The sequence below is a fragment of the Pseudomonas sivasensis genome (genome assembly GCF_021391435.1).
Taxonomy (GTDB): Bacteria; Pseudomonadota; Gammaproteobacteria; order Pseudomonadales; family Pseudomonadaceae; genus Aquipseudomonas; species Aquipseudomonas sivasensis.
On record NZ_CP090029.1, the window covers coordinates 2,529,218 to 2,544,194 of the forward strand.

The 14,977-nt window shown below is 59.0% G+C and carries 15 protein-coding genes; 11 read left to right on the forward strand and 4 right to left on the reverse strand.

Annotated features, from left to right (window positions below; all coding sequences use genetic code 11):
- From LRO94_RS11505 to LRO94_RS11530, 6 genes are read left to right on the forward strand one after another with little or no spacing between them, the layout of a single operon-like run.
- Nucleotides 1–705: an energy transducer TonB family protein gene (locus LRO94_RS11505; RefSeq protein WP_032885393.1), complete on the forward strand. Its 705-nt coding sequence runs from the start codon at nt 1–3 to the stop codon at nt 703–705.
- A gap of 42 nt (nt 706–747) precedes the next feature.
- On the forward strand, nt 748–2,448 hold the full coding sequence (locus tag LRO94_RS11510; RefSeq protein WP_179179192.1) for a putative porin: 1,701 nt from the start codon (nt 748–750) through the stop codon (nt 2,446–2,448).
- Nucleotides 2,449–2,466: 18 nt separating this feature from the next.
- Nucleotides 2,467–3,093, forward strand: a complete 627-nt coding sequence (locus LRO94_RS11515) for a DNA repair protein (RefSeq protein ID WP_095185991.1) — start codon at nt 2,467–2,469, stop codon at nt 3,091–3,093.
- Nucleotides 3,094–3,113: 20 nt separating this feature from the next.
- Nucleotides 3,114–3,575, forward strand: coding sequence for a YbjN domain-containing protein (locus LRO94_RS11520; protein ID WP_032885390.1), 462 nt, complete (start codon nt 3,114–3,116; stop codon nt 3,573–3,575).
- On the forward strand, nt 3,572–4,513 hold the full coding sequence (locus tag LRO94_RS11525; protein ID WP_032885389.1) for a peptidylprolyl isomerase: 942 nt from the start codon (nt 3,572–3,574) through the stop codon (nt 4,511–4,513). The genes LRO94_RS11520 and LRO94_RS11525 overlap by 4 nt, the downstream gene beginning before the upstream one ends.
- A gap of 51 nt (nt 4,514–4,564) precedes the next feature.
- A complete protein-coding gene (locus LRO94_RS11530; protein WP_032885388.1) occupies nt 4,565–5,542 on the forward strand; it encodes a LysR family transcriptional regulator in 978 nt (325 codons plus the stop codon).
- A 51-nt stretch (nt 5,543–5,593) separates the two neighbouring features.
- Here LRO94_RS11530 and LRO94_RS11535 read toward each other — a convergent pair whose 3' ends face one another.
- Nucleotides 5,594–6,460, reverse strand: a complete 867-nt coding sequence (locus LRO94_RS11535; RefSeq protein WP_179179191.1) for a LysR family transcriptional regulator — start codon at nt 6,458–6,460, stop codon at nt 5,594–5,596.
- 93 nt (nt 6,461–6,553) lie between these two features.
- On the opposite strand from LRO94_RS11535, the gene LRO94_RS11540 reads away from it, so the two are divergent.
- The 4 genes from LRO94_RS11540 to LRO94_RS11555 are packed head-to-tail and all read left to right on the forward strand — an operon-like array spanning nt 6,554 to nt 9,237.
- Complete coding sequence (locus tag LRO94_RS11540; protein ID WP_032885386.1) at nt 6,554–7,099, forward strand: DUF4865 family protein; 546 nt, start codon at nt 6,554–6,556, stop codon at nt 7,097–7,099.
- A gap of 51 nt (nt 7,100–7,150) precedes the next feature.
- A complete protein-coding gene (locus LRO94_RS11545; RefSeq protein WP_179180079.1) occupies nt 7,151–7,741 on the forward strand; it encodes a histidine phosphatase family protein in 591 nt (196 codons plus the stop codon).
- A 9-nt stretch (nt 7,742–7,750) separates the two neighbouring features.
- The gene (gene cobF, locus LRO94_RS11550) at nt 7,751–8,506 is read left to right on the forward strand and encodes a precorrin-6A synthase (deacetylating) (RefSeq protein ID WP_179179190.1); all 756 of its coding nucleotides are present in this window, start codon (nt 7,751–7,753) and stop codon (nt 8,504–8,506) included.
- A gap of 11 nt (nt 8,507–8,517) precedes the next feature.
- A complete protein-coding gene (locus tag LRO94_RS11555) occupies nt 8,518–9,237 on the forward strand; it encodes an alpha/beta hydrolase (protein WP_179179189.1) in 720 nt (239 codons plus the stop codon).
- 68 nt (nt 9,238–9,305) lie between these two features.
- On the opposite strand, the gene LRO94_RS11560 is transcribed toward LRO94_RS11555, so the two are convergent.
- Together LRO94_RS11560 and LRO94_RS11565 are read right to left on the reverse strand one after the other, a co-directional pair.
- Nucleotides 9,306–9,860 carry a DcrB/PsbP domain-containing protein gene (locus LRO94_RS11560; RefSeq protein WP_032885383.1) on the reverse strand — a complete coding sequence of 185 codons (555 nt, stop codon included), beginning with the start codon at nt 9,858–9,860 and terminating at the stop codon, nt 9,306–9,308.
- Between the two features lie 72 nt (nt 9,861–9,932).
- Nucleotides 9,933–11,741, reverse strand: coding sequence for a monovalent cation:proton antiporter-2 (CPA2) family protein (locus LRO94_RS11565; RefSeq protein ID WP_032885382.1), 1,809 nt, complete (start codon nt 11,739–11,741; stop codon nt 9,933–9,935).
- A 488-nt stretch (nt 11,742–12,229) separates the two neighbouring features.
- Between LRO94_RS11565 and LRO94_RS11570 the strand changes: the two genes are divergently transcribed.
- The gene (locus tag LRO94_RS11570) at nt 12,230–13,222 is read left to right on the forward strand and encodes a glycosyltransferase family 2 protein (RefSeq protein ID WP_233897005.1); all 993 of its coding nucleotides are present in this window, start codon (nt 12,230–12,232) and stop codon (nt 13,220–13,222) included.
- 51 nt (nt 13,223–13,273) lie between these two features.
- Here the strand turns inward: LRO94_RS11570 and LRO94_RS11575 are convergent, their stop codons facing one another.
- A complete protein-coding gene (locus tag LRO94_RS11575; RefSeq protein ID WP_050442812.1) occupies nt 13,274–14,977 on the reverse strand; it encodes a calcium-binding protein in 1,704 nt (567 codons plus the stop codon).

Here is a 14,977-nt window from a genome sequence, read left to right on the forward strand (position 1 = left end):
ATGACTGCACAGATCCCGATCACGCCGTTGCCGGTCAAGAAAACGCCGAAGCTGCGCCCGCTGAAGTGGGGCGCCGGCTTGCTGCTGGCGGCCGTGGCGGCCTGGTTTTTATGGCAATGGGCCAATGACATGAGTGGCGTACGTCGCGAAGCGCCGAAGGTGCCGACGATTATTCCGTTGCCGCCACCGCCGCCGCCACCGCCTGAAAAGCCCAAGGAACCGGAGCCGCAAGTGGAAGAAAAAATCCCTGAGCCGGTCCCTACTCCAGAACCGGAAGAGGTCAAGCCGGCCGAGGAAGCGCCGCCTTCACCGGCCGATGACTTGGCCAACCCGATGCAGATCGATGGCGACGCCCAGTCAGGCAACGACGGTTTCAACATTGGCGCGGGCAAGGGCGGCGGCATGGCGGGTTCCGGTGGTGGTGGACTCGGTGCCGGCACTTATAAGCAGTACTTGGCCGGGGTGTTTCAACGCCTGCTGCGCGAAGACCCGGAGTTACGCAAGAAGGCTTACACGGTGCAAGCGGACTTGTGGCTTGACGCCGAAGGTGCGGTCACCCGTGCGCAGTTGGCCAAGTCCAGCGGCGATGCCGACACCGATGCCCAGGTCCTCGCCGCCTTGCGTGCGCCCCATGCCACGCAACGGGTGCCGGCCTCGGTGACGATGCCGGTACGCCTGTCCCTCAAGGGTCGGCGTCCAGATTGATCGAATGCTTTTTCAATGGTTTTTTACAGGAGTTGCGTACACATGATTTCCCCCGTGAATCGACTGACCCTGGCGGTTGGCATGGTCATCGCGACCCTGGTCGGCCAGGCGGCGGCTGCTCCGGTTGCCCCTTCGGAAAACGTCACCATCAACCTGATCCGCCTGCTGGTGCAGCAGGGCGTGCTGACCCAGGACACCGCCAACGGCCTGATCGCCCAGGCCGAAAAAGAAGCCTTGCAGGCGCGCCAGGCCAATGCGGCGCCGGTGGTTGCCAGCGGCCCGGCCGCAGCGCCTGGGGATGTGCGGGTGCAGTATGTGCCGCAAGCGGTGCGTGATCAGATCCGTGACCAGGTGAAAGCTGAAGTCATGGCCACCGCCAAGCAGGAAAACTGGGCCCAACCCAACACCTTTCCGGATTGGATCTCACGGGTGAGCTTTGATGGCGATATCCGTTTACGCGACGAATCTCGGTATTTTTCGGGCAAGAACGACGACACCATCACCGACTACGCCAAGCTCAACGATTCGGGCCCGTATGACGTCAATCCTGGCACCAATACGCGTTTTCCGCCGTTGCTCAATACCCGCGAGGACCGTGAGAACCTGTTCCGCCTGCGCGCCCGCCTGGGCATGAAAGCGGTGATTTCGCCGGAATGGACCGCCGGCATTCGCCTGGGTACCGGTTCGGACAATAACCCGGTGTCCACCACCCAGACCCTGGGCGGTGGTTTCGGCAAGAAAGACATCTGGCTCGACCAGGGTTACCTGAGCTGGAAAGCCTCCGACGCGGTGACGCTGACCGGCGGGCGTATCGGCAACCCGTTCTATTCCACTGACATGATGTATTCCAACGACCTCAATTTCGACGGCGTGGCGGCGATTTTCAATCACAGCCTCAACAGCGAGTGGGGCCTGTTCGGCACCCTTGGTGCGTTCCCGGTCGAGTACACCTCCGACACTGCCAGCAGCAACGGCGTCGACAAGCAGGACAGCGAGACCAAATGGCTGTTTGGCGGGCAGATCGGCGCGGACTGGAAGATCAGCCGCAGCAACAAACTCAAGCTGGCCGCCGCGTACTACCAATTCCAGGACATCGAAGGCGAACGTTCCAGCCCGTGCTCACCGTGGGCAGGCCAACCCGGTTGCGACACTGATGGCTCGCGGGTGGCGTTTATGCAAAAGGGCAACAGCGTGTTCAACCTGCGCAACATCACGCCTAACCCGGCCACACCCGGCCTCACGCCGGAGCCGCAATACGTCGGCCTGGCGTCCAAGTTCAATGTGCTGGACCTCAACGCGGTCTGGGACAGCGAGTTGCCCAGCGACTTGAAGCTGCGCAGCCAGGGCAACTTCATTCACAACCTGGCCTACGACAAGGGCGAAATGCTCAAGCGCAGCGAAGGCCAGATCGTCAACAACCTCAACAGCGACGGCCAGTTTGAAAGTGGCGGCAATGCCTTGATGGTCTCGTTCACCCTCGGCAGCGCGCTGGAGATGCGCAAGCGTGGCGATTGGAACGTGCTGGCCGGCTACAAATACATCCAACCCGACGCCTTGCCCGACGGCTTCAATGACTCCTCGTTCCACCTGGGCGGCACCAATGCCAAGGGCTATTTCATTGGCGCCAACTACGGCATCGAAAAGAACATCTACGCCAGCGCACGTTGGTTGAGCACCTCCGAAGTCTACGGCCAGCCGTTTGAAGTGGATGTGATGCAACTGGAACTCAACACGCGCTTTTGATGCGCAGGGAGATGCCACATGAACACGCGAATCTGCGGGCTGTTGTTGCTGTTCGTCGCCAGCGGCGCTTGCGCCGAAGGCATGGAGGAACGCCTGCGTACCCAACTGCGCAGCACTACCCAGCAATTGCAGGCGTTGCAAAGCGAGCAGGCCCAGGCCAGTGCCGCGCGCATCGCCGCCGAAACCCAGGCCAAGCAGGCCCAGGCCCAGATCAAGCAGTTGACGGCTGAGCTGGAAAAGACCCGTGGCCTGGCCGAGCAACTGGCCGGCCAGCAACAAAGCCTGCACAGCCAGGCGCAAGCCCAGGTGAATGCGAGCAACGAGCAGATTGGCAAGTTCAAGAAGGCCTATGACGAGTTGCTGGTGCTGGCCAAGGGCAAGGAAACCGAGCGTGCGCGGTTGCAAGCGCAATTGAGCGAACGTGACACACAAGTGCAGCAATGTTCAGTCAAGAATCAACAAATGTACGGCGTGGCCCAGCAGTTGCTCGCGGCCTACGAAAAAATCGATGTGGCTGAGGTAATGAGTATTCGCCAGCCGTTCGCCAGCAGCGCGCGGGTCAAGTTCGAGGAACTGGCCCAGGGTTTTGGCGACGATTTGTACAAGAGCCGTTTTGATGCGCCCCAGGCGGGCGTCACCCACTGATCGACAAGGAAGAACAGACCATGAGCGAATTGATCACCAGCGTTAGCGTCCAGAGCCTCACCGAGCTGTTGCAGGAAGCCGGCTACCGGGTCAACCAATCCGAACAGAACGGCATCGTGCAGTTGCTCAGCGCCAGCCAGGGCATCGGCTTTGCCGTGCGTTTCGGCAACCCGGCGGCCGAGCAGGGCAGCTATGTGGACTTCACCTACAGCTGCGCGCTGCGGGTCCAGGGCGAATTGCCCGAAGGCTTGGCCCAGGTGTGGAATGCCTCGCGCCGTTTTGCGCGGTTGTCGGTGCAGGGTGAATTCCTATTGATGGAAATGGACGTGGTGGTGGCCGGCGTTGGCGCCACGCACCTGCGCAGTCAGTTGGAATTGTGGGACCGTCTGTTGCAGGAATTCATTGTCTACCTGCGTGAATACAGCCAGCACGCGGCGCAGTTGCAGGCCGCCGCGGTTGGGGAAGAGGCGCCTGTCCTGTGAAAAAGCCGACACTGATGGTCGGCGCGGGCGCGTTGGCCCTGCTGGTGGTGGCAGTGGCGTTGAGCCTGCGACCGGGCAGCGACCCGGTGGCGGCGCAACAACCGGCGCCGGTGATCAGCCCTGCGTCAACCGGGCCGGCGGTTGCGCGCCTGGGTAACCAGCAGATCGACCTGCCGGAACTGAAAAACGTACTCGCCAGCCTGCCGGCTGAGTCCCGCGAACAATTGCGTGGCAACCGTGGCGCCTTGGAAACCTGGATCCGCTCGCGTCTGGCGCAAAAAGCCGTGCTGGAACAGGCCGACGCCCAAGGCTGGCGCCAACGCCCGGAGGTGGAGCAACAGACCCGCGCCGCCACCGAGCAGATCGTGTTTCGCGACTACATGTTGTCGGTCAGTAAAGTCCCGGCCGATTACCCCAGCGCCGCCGAATTGCAACAGGCCTACGACAGCGGCAAGGCGCAATGGGTGACGCCGCCGTTGTACCGGGTGAGCCAGATTTTCCTCGCCGTGAATGACCCGCAAACCCTCGATGCCGTGCGGCGCCAGGCCCAGGAGTTGAGCCGCAAGGCCCAGGCCGCGCCAGCCGATTTTGCGGCCTTGGCCACGCAGTTTTCCCAGGACCCGGACAGCGCCGCGCGCGGAGGTGATTCGGGGATGCAGCCGTTGCAGCAACTGGTGCCGCAAGTACGCGAGGCGGTGTCGCGACTCAAGGTCGGCGCGGTGTCGGACGTGGTGCAGAGCCCGGCGGGGTTCCATGTACTGAAGTTGATCGGCCAACAACCGGCGCGCACCGCCAGCCTCGATGAGCTGCGTGAACGCCTGACCCAGGCCCTGCGTGCCCAGCGTCAAGAGCAGATCGCCAAGGCTTACCTTGAAGGCATGCTCAACACCGCGACCTTGAGCATCGACGGCGCCGAGTTGAACAAAGTATTGGAGTAATACCCGTCCACCCGCATTGGATGCCCAGACCAACAAGACAGGGAGTCTCAAATGGCATTACTGGAACCGTCCGGCCCTCAGGGCACCGCCGCCTATCCCGCGGCGGCCGAGCCGCGCAGCCATTGGCTGGCCCTGGCCCATGAGATTGACCCGGAGGTGGCGCGCTACTTTCTGGTGAGCGCGCGCTGCGGCTGCTTTATGCAGGCGGCGCGCAGCCTGAACATCAAGGCGACGCTGCTGCGCAAGCGCCTGGCGCAACTGGAAGAGCACTTGCGCCACGTGTTGTTCAGTTACCAGGGCAATGGGCTGGTGCTCAGTCGGGACGGCCAGCAATTGCAGGCGCAACTGATCGCTCTGGCCCATGAACGACGCCTGCCGGTGGTGGAACAGCCGCTGATCCGCGTGGCGGTGGCCGAACCGATCCTGCATGACATCCTCGGCCGCGATTTGATCGCCTTGCTGCGCCGCAACGCCAGCGTGCGCCTGGAGATCATCTCCATCGACAGCCAACTGTCCCTGCAAGCGGTGGACGTGGATGTTGTGGTGTGGCTGTCGGACAGCGACAGCCCGATGCCCGGCCCGGGCTTTGTCACCGAACCGCCAAGGGCCCTGGCGCGCCTGCAGTACTTGCCGCACATTGCCAAGCGCTACTCGCGGCTGACCACGCGCCCGGACAGCGTGGAAGACCTCGCTGACTACATGCTGGTGCAATGGCAACCCGATGCGCAGGTCGAGGCCTTGCAGCCATGGAACCACGTGGTGGAGCAGCGCCTGGCCGCCGTGGTGCAGGTGCATGCGTATTCGCTGATGCTGGAGATGATCCGCTGCGGCGCCTGCATCGGGTTGCTGCCGCACTACATGAGCAGCTTCGACCGAGGGCTTGTGGCTTTGCCGGGGTTGTTGGCCGAGAGCATGCAGCGTCAGGTGTGGCTGGCGGTGAATGCACAGGTGCAGGATGCCGAGGCGGTGCAGATGATTGTGGCGTTGATCGTCAGTACGTTCGAAGGCCGCCGCGAGTGGTTTGATTGACTGCACATGTTCAATGAGATGGCCCGTAGCAGAGGAATTGCGGGGCTGGTTTCACCGTTGCAGCACACCACGAAAGGTTGCGCTCAGGGCGCGCAACGTTTCCCTGGAGCGTGCGTCACTGATACGGCTGTAAAGCACCACTTCACTGACGGGCAACGCCGGCAACCCATATTGCTCGCTCACCTCCACCGCGCCAGCGGGTGCCACGCGGTGGGCGAGGGCGGCGACGCCGAGGCCGGCGCTGACTGCCGCACCCACGGCCATCACACCGCCGCCGACGAATACTTCGGTCCAGTCGATGCACGCCGCATCCAGTGCGCGTGTGGCCAAGTGGCGAACGCCGCAGGGCGCGGCCATGGTCGCCATGCGCAGTGGCGTGCCGGCGCTGTGCTGCCAGGTGGGCGCGGCGAACCAGCCAAAGCGTTCCACCACCAAGACTTCGCCGTCCTGGCGGTCGCCCTCGTTGCGCACGATGACCGCGTCCAGCTCGTTGCGATCGAAGGCCGCGACCAGGTCGCGGGAGGAGGCGATGCGCACTTCGAGGATCACCAAAGGGTCATAGGCGGCCAGGCGGCTGAGCCAGGCCGGCAAGTCCGGGCCGGCGACATGGTCGCTGATGCCGATCACCAGGCGACGCGGTGCGTGGGTGCCCATGTCGCCCAGCGCGCGTTCATGGGCGTTGAGCAGCGCACGCGCGGCCACGATGAACTGCTCGCCCTGGGGCGACAGCCGCACATGCCGTGGCGTGCGCTCAAGCAGACGATAGCCGAGGCGCTCTTCAAGGCGCTTGAGCTTAAGGCTGATCGCGGCCTGGGAAGTGTCGAGGGCCTCGGCGGCACGGGTGAAACTGCCGAAATCGGCCACCAGTACGAAGGCGTGCACGGTGTCGATGTCCAGAGGTTTGAACGCGTCAGTCATATCAAATCCTTATCGCACTTATATTCGTTCATATCTTGTTGAAATCATCGCGGATGCGCAAGCTGATACCTCATCTTGCCTGGGAGCTTCCTGATGTTCGCCAAACAGTATTCACACCGCTTACCCGCCGATTACGACATGAACGTGATTCGCCGACGTGCCACGCAGTTGGGGCCGTTGTGGGATCACGCTGAAGGGTTGCTGTTCAAGGCGTTTATCGCCCAGGAGACTGGCGGCAATGTGTATTCCTCGGTGTACCTGTGGGCCGACCCGTTGCAGGCCGCTGACTTTTTGCTGGGGGAGCGTTTCCAGAAAGTGCTCGACAGCTTCGGTCGTCCGCATATCGAGAGTTGGCTGCCGCTGGATGTACAACGTGGCCCGGCGCAGAACGCGCTGAGTCTGTATCGGGAGGAACGGCCGCTGGCGCCTGGCGTGGACCGCGCGGGCATCTTGGCCGATGAGAAACGACGGAATCAGCAGTTGGCGGATAGCAACGACACGTTCGCGGTGTTCCTCGCGCTGGACGTACAAGCGTGGCGCTTGGTGCGGTTTACGCTGTCGGCCAAAACGTTGGATGCCGAGCACCCAGGCACGGGCTACCAGGTGCTCTATCTGGCACAAGGCGTTGCGCCCCAGTGATAACTGCGCCAGTCTTGGTGGCCTTAATCCTTGTCGTTGAAACAATCCGTGATCCAGGCCACCCGTTTGACACTCATCTGCCATGCCGCCACGCCTCTGCAAAAGCGCGGGCGTTTTCCGGACGACGAGGCGGTGGCGATGGATTGGCATGGCGCGGCGCTGTCCCTCGCCGGGCGTTATAAGAAACCCCGGCGTTTGTTGTGCGGGCCGGAAGTGCGTACACGGCAGACAGCCGGCTTGTTCGGCGATGACGCAGGAATCGAAGACGCCCTGCGTGACGCGGATTTCGGCCAGTGGAAAGGCCAGGCCATCAGCCAACTGAATGGCGATCAGTTAAACACCTGGCTCACTGACAGCACGTGCGCACCCCATGGCGGCGAGTCGGTGGATGACGTTTGCACACGTGTCGCGCAGTGGATGAAATCCCTCGAAACCCAACCCGGCCATGTGGTCGCCATTACGCACCCCTTTGTGATCCGCGCCGCACTGCTGTACGTCATGCAGTTCCCGCTGTCGATGTTCTACCTCATCGACGTCGAAGCGTTGTCGGCCACTGAACTTCGCTTCAACAAGGTCTGGCGCTTGCGCCTGGAAACTCACGCCCAGGCGCGTGAACATGGCAAAATCCACGCCCCGCACTGAGAGCAACCCATGAAACGCATCCTGATCATCGGCATTGGCGCCGGCAACCCTGACTACATCACGATGCAGGCCGTGAAGGCGCTCAACCGCACCGACGTGTTTTTCTTGATGGACAAGGGCCAGAGCAAAGACAAGTTGATCGACCTGCGCCACGAGATTTGCGAGACCTACATCACCGAGCCCGGCTACCGCTTTGTCGAGGCCGATTGCCCCGAGCGTGTGCGCGGCGATATCGACTACACCACCGCTGTGCAGGACCTCAACCGTGACAAGCAGGCCACCTTCGAGCGCATGATCAATGAGGAAATGGCCGACGGCGAAGTCGGCGCATTCCTGGCCTGGGGCGACCCGGCGCTATACGACAGCACCATTCGCATCTTGCAGGCGATCCTGGCCACTGGCCGGTGCACGTTCGAGTTTGAAGTGATCCCCGGCATCACCAGTGTGCAGGCCTTGGCGGCCCAGCATAAGGTGGCGCTGAACCGTATCGGCAAGTCCGTCGAAATCACCACGGGACGCAGGCTGGCGGCGGGGCAGGCCAGCGATGCCGACACCCTGGTGGTCATGCTCGACGCGGAAGATTCCTACCGCACGGTGGCGGATCAGGGCCTCGATATTTACTGGGGCGCCTACCTGGGCACGCCTGATGAAATCCTCATCAGCGGCAAAGTCAGCGAAGTGGCTGAAGAGATTGAGCGGGTGCGCAAGGCGGCGCGCCTTGAGAATGGCTGGATCATGGACACCTATTTATTGCGCAAACCCTGAGGTCATTTCCCATGCTCAAACTGTTTGCCCTGGCGCTGACCCTGATGGCTGGCGTTGCTCACGCCGATTCCGAGTTGCACACCGATTTCCCGCTGGCGTACCTGGAACAGACCCAGAGCGATGCGCGCAACGAGCCGCTGGTGATTTTCCTGCACGGGTTCGGCAGTAATGAGGAGGACCTGTTCGGGATCAAGGACGCGCTGCCGTCCACTTGGACCTACCTGTCGGTCCGCGCGCCGATGCCGGTGGAGCCCAATGGCTTCCGCTGGTTTACCAAGACTCCGGGGGACGGCGATTACGATGGGGTGACGGCCGATTTGCAGAGCAGCGCTGCGCTGATCAGGGACTTTGTCGGCAAAGCCACCGTCAAGTATCACACCCAGCCTGATCGTGTGTTTTTGGTAGGTTTCAGCCAGGGCGCGATCATGACGTATGAGGTGGCTTTACGTGACCCGCAGTTGGTGCGCGGCATCGCGGCACTGAGTGGCAGCCTGCTGCCGGTGCTCAAGGCTGAGCTCAAGCCGGACGAGCGTCTGGACAAACTGGCGATCTTTATCGGCCATGGCACCCTGGACCAGGCGCTGCCGTATGCGTCGGCGACGCGGGCGAATGAGGTGTTGGTGGGGCTGGGGTTGAAGCCGGAGTTTCATGGCTATCCAGGGATGAACCACACCGTCAGTGAGACGGAAGTGCAGGACCTGAAGGCCTGGTTGGAAACGAATTTGAAGTGAGCGCGTTGAACAAATGTGGGAGGGGGCATGCCCCTTCCACTTTTGATTGGCGTCGTCAGGACTGCTGGTTACTTGCCGCCAGTGATTTGTTTCACCAGTTCAGCATGTCCTTTTGCATCATCGGCCCGTGAAATCGCCTGGATCACCAGCAGGTGATTGCCTGAACCGCCGAGGAATGTGGAGTTCAAGGTTTTACCGCCGCCTTGGGTGGCGGTGCTGTCTACCTGGCGGAGGCCTAGGCCCTTGAAAGTCAGTTTTTTCTCACTTTGTTTTTTGAAGTCTGGCAGGGCGGCGCTCTGGTCCTTGACGAAGCCGGCCACGGCGCCGTCGAGGAATTGTGGGTCGTTGTCCTTAATGCTAACCCCGTCGTTACGCACGGTTTCGGCGACGATCACTACACTTTTCGTGGTCTTGTTGGCGTACATCGTGCCTTGGGTGTCGGCAGTGCCATCTTCAGCCTTACCCGACGGCAGGGTGTCGGCGGTGTAGGCCTTGGGCAGGCTGAAGGTGAACTTGCCGCCCAAGGTGGAGATGGTTTGCACGGTCGGCTTGGCAGCGGCGAATACGCTGCCGGCGGTAAGCGCGAGGGCCAGCAGGGCGGCGGTCTTGGTGAAAGTGGCCATGAAGCGCTCCAGGGATGAACGAAATTGCGCCGTATTCTGTCAGAAAATTCGCAAGATCGTTCATCGCTAGCCTCACACCTTGTCGGACTCTTCCTCAAGTCTGTCCATCTCAAACAGCCGCGCCAGTTCCGTACGGGCTTCCTGGGCGGTCTGCATCACTTTGGCTGCGTCGTCGTACACCGCGTGCTGGGCAGCGAGTACTTGCAGGTCGTGGTTCTTGAACCGGTTGATGCGCGCATCAGCTTGGGCTTGGGTCAGCCCCAGACCTACCAGGGTGCGGCGGCTCATTTCCAGGCTGGAGTAGAACGTCTCGCGAACGGGCGAGGCGTCCAGGTCCACCAGGCGGTGCACATGCTGGCGGTTACGTGCGCGGGCGATGATTTTCATGTGCGGGTAGAGGGTGCGCACCAGCTCGGCGGTCTTGATGTTGATCTCCGGGTCGTCCATGGCGATCACAAAGAACTCGGCCTGGTCGACCTTGGCCGCGTGCAGGATCTCGGGGCGCTGCGGGTCGCCGTAGAACACCGGCATGCCGCCGAAACTGCGGGTCAGTTCGATGGTTTCCACCGAGGTGTCGAGGGCGATGAACGAGATGTTCTGGGCGCGCAGGATCCGCGCCACAATCTGGCCCATACGGCCCATGCCGGCGATGACCACACGCGGCGCATCGCTTTCGATGGCGCGGTACTCCTCGGGCACTTCCACCGGCTTGACCTTGGGCTTGAACAGCTTCGGGCACACCAGCAACAGCAGCGGCGTCACGGCCATGGACAGGGTGATGGTCAGCACCAGGATGTCGTAGAGATGGGGTTCGAACAGGCCCTGGTCGCGGCCGATCTTGAACACCACGAAGGCGAATTCACCGCCGGCGGCCAGTACCACGCCCAGGCGCAGGGCGCTTTCGCGATTGAGGTCGCCCACCATTCGGCCCACGGCGTACAGCAGCGGTAGCTTGAGGCCAATCAGCAGCAGGGTCAGGCCGATCACTACTAGGGGCGAACTGAGCAACAGGCTGAGGTTGGCGCCCATGCCCACGCTGATAAAGAACAGTCCCAGCAACAGGCCCTTGAACGGTTCGATCTGGGATTCCAGTTCGTGGCGGTATTCCGAATCCGCCAGCAGCAGGCCGGCGAGGAAGGCGCCGAGGGCCATGGACACGCCCACCAGTTCCATCAGCCAGGCTGTGCCGATCACTACCAGCAGCGCGGTGGCAGTGGACACTTCGCGCAGGCCAGTCTTGGCGACGATGCGAAACACTGGCCGCAGCAGGTAGCGCCCGCCAATGATCACCACAGCGATGCTGCCGAGGATCTGCAGGACGTGTTGCACGCCCTGGGCTTCGGTGGTCGGGTGGTCGCTGCCGGCCAGCAGCGGCACCATGGCGATCAGCGGGATCGCCGCGATGTCCTGGAACAGCAGGATGGCAAACGCCAGCCGGCCGTGGGGCTGGTTGAGCTCCTTGCGCTCGGCCAGGCTTTGCAGGCCAAACGCGGTGGACGACAGCGCCAGGCCCAGGCCCAGCACGATGGCGCTGTTCCAGGCCTGGCCAAATACCCAGAGCGCCACTGCGGCCATGACCAGCCCGGTCAACAGCACCTGGGCCAGGCCGACACCAAACACCGCCTTGCGCATCACCCACAGTCGCTTGGGCGACAGTTCCAGACCAATGATGAACAGCAGCAACACCACTCCCAGCTCCGAAAACTGCGCCACGCTTTGCGGGTTGCCTATCAGGCCCAGCACCGATGGACCAATGATCACACCAGCAAACAGATAGCCCAACACCGCGCCCAATTGCAGGCGCTTGGCCAGGGGCACGGTCAGCACGGCCGCGAGCAGGAACACCACGGCTGCTTGTAACAGGTTGCCTTCATGGGGCATTGCGAACTCCAGGATCTTCAAAACCAGTCATCAGGCGTGTATTAGAGCGCTTTTTACATTTTGAAAATTGTATTTTTGAGGCAGATATCAATGAATGCTGGACGGAACTCTCATTTACAGGGAACCCAAAAATATCATTCGGATTCAATTCATAAAATTTTTGAAGGCGGATGCTGTTTCGTCTAACAAGATCTGCTGCCGTATCTGCCAGGTATTTTCTGCGCGACAGCTGATAAGCATTTGACTAGTGGCAATTTGAAATGTGTTAGAAAGTCGATTTTTACTCGAAGTAGGATAGACAATCCTACAGTTGGCGTGGAAAATACCAATTCGAGATCAGATTTTTCTGATATGCGATAGTGGCGCTTTGTATGGATGGCGGCGCTGGCTTTAACGCCGAAAACTAGCTCGAAAGTACTCTCGTTTTGTGAGGCGCTAATTTTTATTGCTATCGGAACTGATACTTAGATTTAGGGGATTTACGAAACGTGACTGTAGACAGGGTTTCAAAGGGTTTAGATTCCAATGACTTACCAATGGATGGTGTGGGCTTGGCTGCTATTGCTTCTGTCGCCGTATTATTATGCACGAGAGATGGTGAGCGCTTCCTTGAAGAGCAAATAGCTTCAATTTATCGTCAAACCCATAAGAACGTTAAAGTCTATGTTTCTGACGATGGATCGAGTGATGCTACGCAATCCATTGTTACAGCCGAAATTGAGCGCTTGGGGCATGAGTGTATTGAACTAACTGATGGTCCAGTAAAAGGGTTTGCTAGAAACTTTTTATCTGTCAGTTGTCGCGCCGACGTAAAAGCCGACTATTATGCATGGTGCGATCAGGACGATATTTGGAATGAGAATAAACTCCAGATCGCAGTAGAGTGGCTCGCCAGTGGTGATAGTTCCGTGCCGGCCCTTTATTGTTCACGCACGGAACTAATTGATGAGCATGGTCAAAGTATTGGCTTCTCCCCCTTCTTTTTAAAACCAGCAACTTTTAAGAACGCGCTCGTTCAAAATATTGCAGGTGGAAATACCATGGTTTTCAATCAGGCCTTGATGGATCTGATTCGTGAGGCAGGCGATAGTGTGCCCGTGGCATCTCACGATTGGTGGGCATACATGATTGTCAGCGGTTGTAATGGTCGAATTTATTATGATGAGACACCCACAGTACTTTATCGTCAGCACAGTTTGAACTGCATTGGTACCAATCGTGGGTTTCTTAACAATAGTAAGCGTGCAAAGGAACTGTGGCGCGGACGTTATCAGGGTTGGATTGATAACAATATTATTTCGTTGCAGGTAATCAGTCATCGGTTTACAGCGGAAAACAGAACGACTCTTGAGCGTTTTACCAAGGCCAGAAAGAATAGATTATTAGCACGGTTTTGGGGTTTTATAGGCTCGGGAGTATATCGTCAGACGCTGTTGGGGAATCTTGGTTTGATAGTTGCGGTCATTATGCGTCGCGTATAAAAAAAGGCGGCGCGAACCTGTCGGTAAGCGCCTGATAGTTGCATGTTTATGTCAGAAGATGAAGTCGGTAGGGGAGAGGTCTTCTTTCTTTATATTGAGCAGCAAGATTGAGTCATCTTCGTTAAGCGTGATAAGCAGGTCGTCGCCCATCTGTACCGACGCATCCATGACTTCTTCGAAGGTCGCTACAATACCTGCAAGGTCAATTTTATCTTGCTCGCCGGCACTGCCTGAAAAGTCTCCAATGATAGTTTCTCCGCCGCCACTTCCTTTCCAGAAAATGAAAGTATCAGCGCCCGGGCCACCCCACAGAATATCGTTGCCGGCACCACCATCGAGAACATCATCGCCTGGGCCGCCAAAAAGCTCGTCATCTCCGTCATCGCCGTAGAGATAGTCATTTCCTTCCCTGCCTTCAATACGATCGTTGCCGCTTCCGCCAGCCAGCAAGTTATCGTGGTCATCGCCGAGGATGATGTCGTCGTAGGGGGAGCCCTGCGCACCGCGAATGTTGATCAGACGGTCGTTGCCACCGCCACCAGTCGCTCGTCCTGCCATCAGATCAATGAATACAGGGTTGTCGGGTTTGCTTGGGTCGATTGGGGACCAATAATCGACCATGTTCCGTTCGCCAATTCCAATGATGATATCGTCGCCATTGGTCGGGTTTGGCCGAGGAAGAAAGGCAGGATTGGAATGACGATGCAGGGGAGAAAGATAGGTGAGGTAAGGGGGCTCCACGGTTTCGATCTGGCCCGGCGTTGCCCTCCCAGGCTTCAATTCAAGAGTCTGTTCATCCGATGTGTTGCCTCCTAGATCTACCACTCTTGTTCTTTCATGATTGTCGGGGAGGTAATAAGGGATAAACGCGTTGGTAACCCGGTTGCCAGAGAAAGAGCCCGACTCAGATCGCTTGAACGTTATGCCCTGTTTAAAGTTGTTGACGGTGTTGTTACTGATGACAACATCTTGAATGCCATCGCCACCTACCCATATGCCGTAAGTTGACCTTGATCTGCTCTGCCAGGCGGGAGAGTCGCTGCTTATTTCGAGCTCGCGGTTAGCGACCTTGTTATTGTCCACAACGCTGCCTTCGCCATATCGGGAGAGTGAAATCCCTACGCCCTCACCTATATCCTGAATCCCTTGGCCTCTTACTTCCATGATGCTGTTGTTTTGAATTCGGATATCCTTTCCATAGGTTTCGATACCCATGGCGTATGCGTTTTCAATGGTAGTATCCCCGCCGATGTCTGAGATCACATTGTCGGAGATCACCGACTTCTCGCCCTCAACCCTAATTCCTCTGAATGTGCTAAAGCGAATATCCATACGGTTGACTAAGTGATTGCGCCCTTCCAACATTGAAGAGTGGGTGGCGAGGTCAGAAAACCCGGAAAGATAAACGCCGTACTGAAAGCCGCGAATAAACCCGTTTTTTATGGTGATGTTACTTTGGCCGAATGAAAAAATACCGAATCCGGTATTGTCACCTTCAGTGGGGCCATTGATTGTATGTTGATCAAGGTCGATGGTGACGTTGCTGGCAAGAATTTCAATGCCGTTGCGGTCGCTCTGTAGCGATCGTTCCAGCTTATAGTTTCCTGGCTTGCTAATGGTGTAGGGAACGCTTCCAATGAGGGTGGTAGAGTTGTCTGCCTCCTCGGACTGGGCAATCACTAGCGTTGGAGTAGTGAAGGCTATCATTACCGTAATAAATGCGAGGGTAGCGTTTTTTATATTGAGACGGAGCAT

Coding starts and splice junctions, on each gene's coding strand:
- LRO94_RS11555 (WP_179179189.1), top strand. CDS start 8,518: ATGCTCAAACTGTTTGCCCTGGCGCTGACCCTGATGGCTGGCGTTGCT.
- LRO94_RS11575 (WP_050442812.1), bottom strand. CDS start 14,977: ATGCTCCGTCTCAATATAAAAAACGCTACCCTCGCATTTATTACGGTA.
- LRO94_RS11535 (WP_179179191.1), bottom strand. CDS start 6,460: ATGACTGACGCGTTCAAACCTCTGGACATCGACACCGTGCACGCCTTC.
- LRO94_RS11505 (WP_032885393.1), top strand. CDS start 1: ATGACTGCACAGATCCCGATCACGCCGTTGCCGGTCAAGAAAACGCCG.
- LRO94_RS11565 (WP_032885382.1), bottom strand. CDS start 11,741: ATGCCCCATGAAGGCAACCTGTTACAAGCAGCCGTGGTGTTCCTGCTC.
- LRO94_RS11515 (WP_095185991.1), top strand. CDS start 2,467: ATGAACACGCGAATCTGCGGGCTGTTGTTGCTGTTCGTCGCCAGCGGC.
- cobF (WP_179179190.1), top strand. CDS start 7,751: ATGAAACGCATCCTGATCATCGGCATTGGCGCCGGCAACCCTGACTAC.
- LRO94_RS11520 (WP_032885390.1), top strand. CDS start 3,114: ATGAGCGAATTGATCACCAGCGTTAGCGTCCAGAGCCTCACCGAGCTG.
- LRO94_RS11540 (WP_032885386.1), top strand. CDS start 6,554: ATGTTCGCCAAACAGTATTCACACCGCTTACCCGCCGATTACGACATG.
- LRO94_RS11510 (WP_179179192.1), top strand. CDS start 748: ATGATTTCCCCCGTGAATCGACTGACCCTGGCGGTTGGCATGGTCATC.
- LRO94_RS11560 (WP_032885383.1), bottom strand. CDS start 9,860: ATGGCCACTTTCACCAAGACCGCCGCCCTGCTGGCCCTCGCGCTTACC.
- LRO94_RS11530 (WP_032885388.1), top strand. CDS start 4,565: ATGGCATTACTGGAACCGTCCGGCCCTCAGGGCACCGCCGCCTATCCC.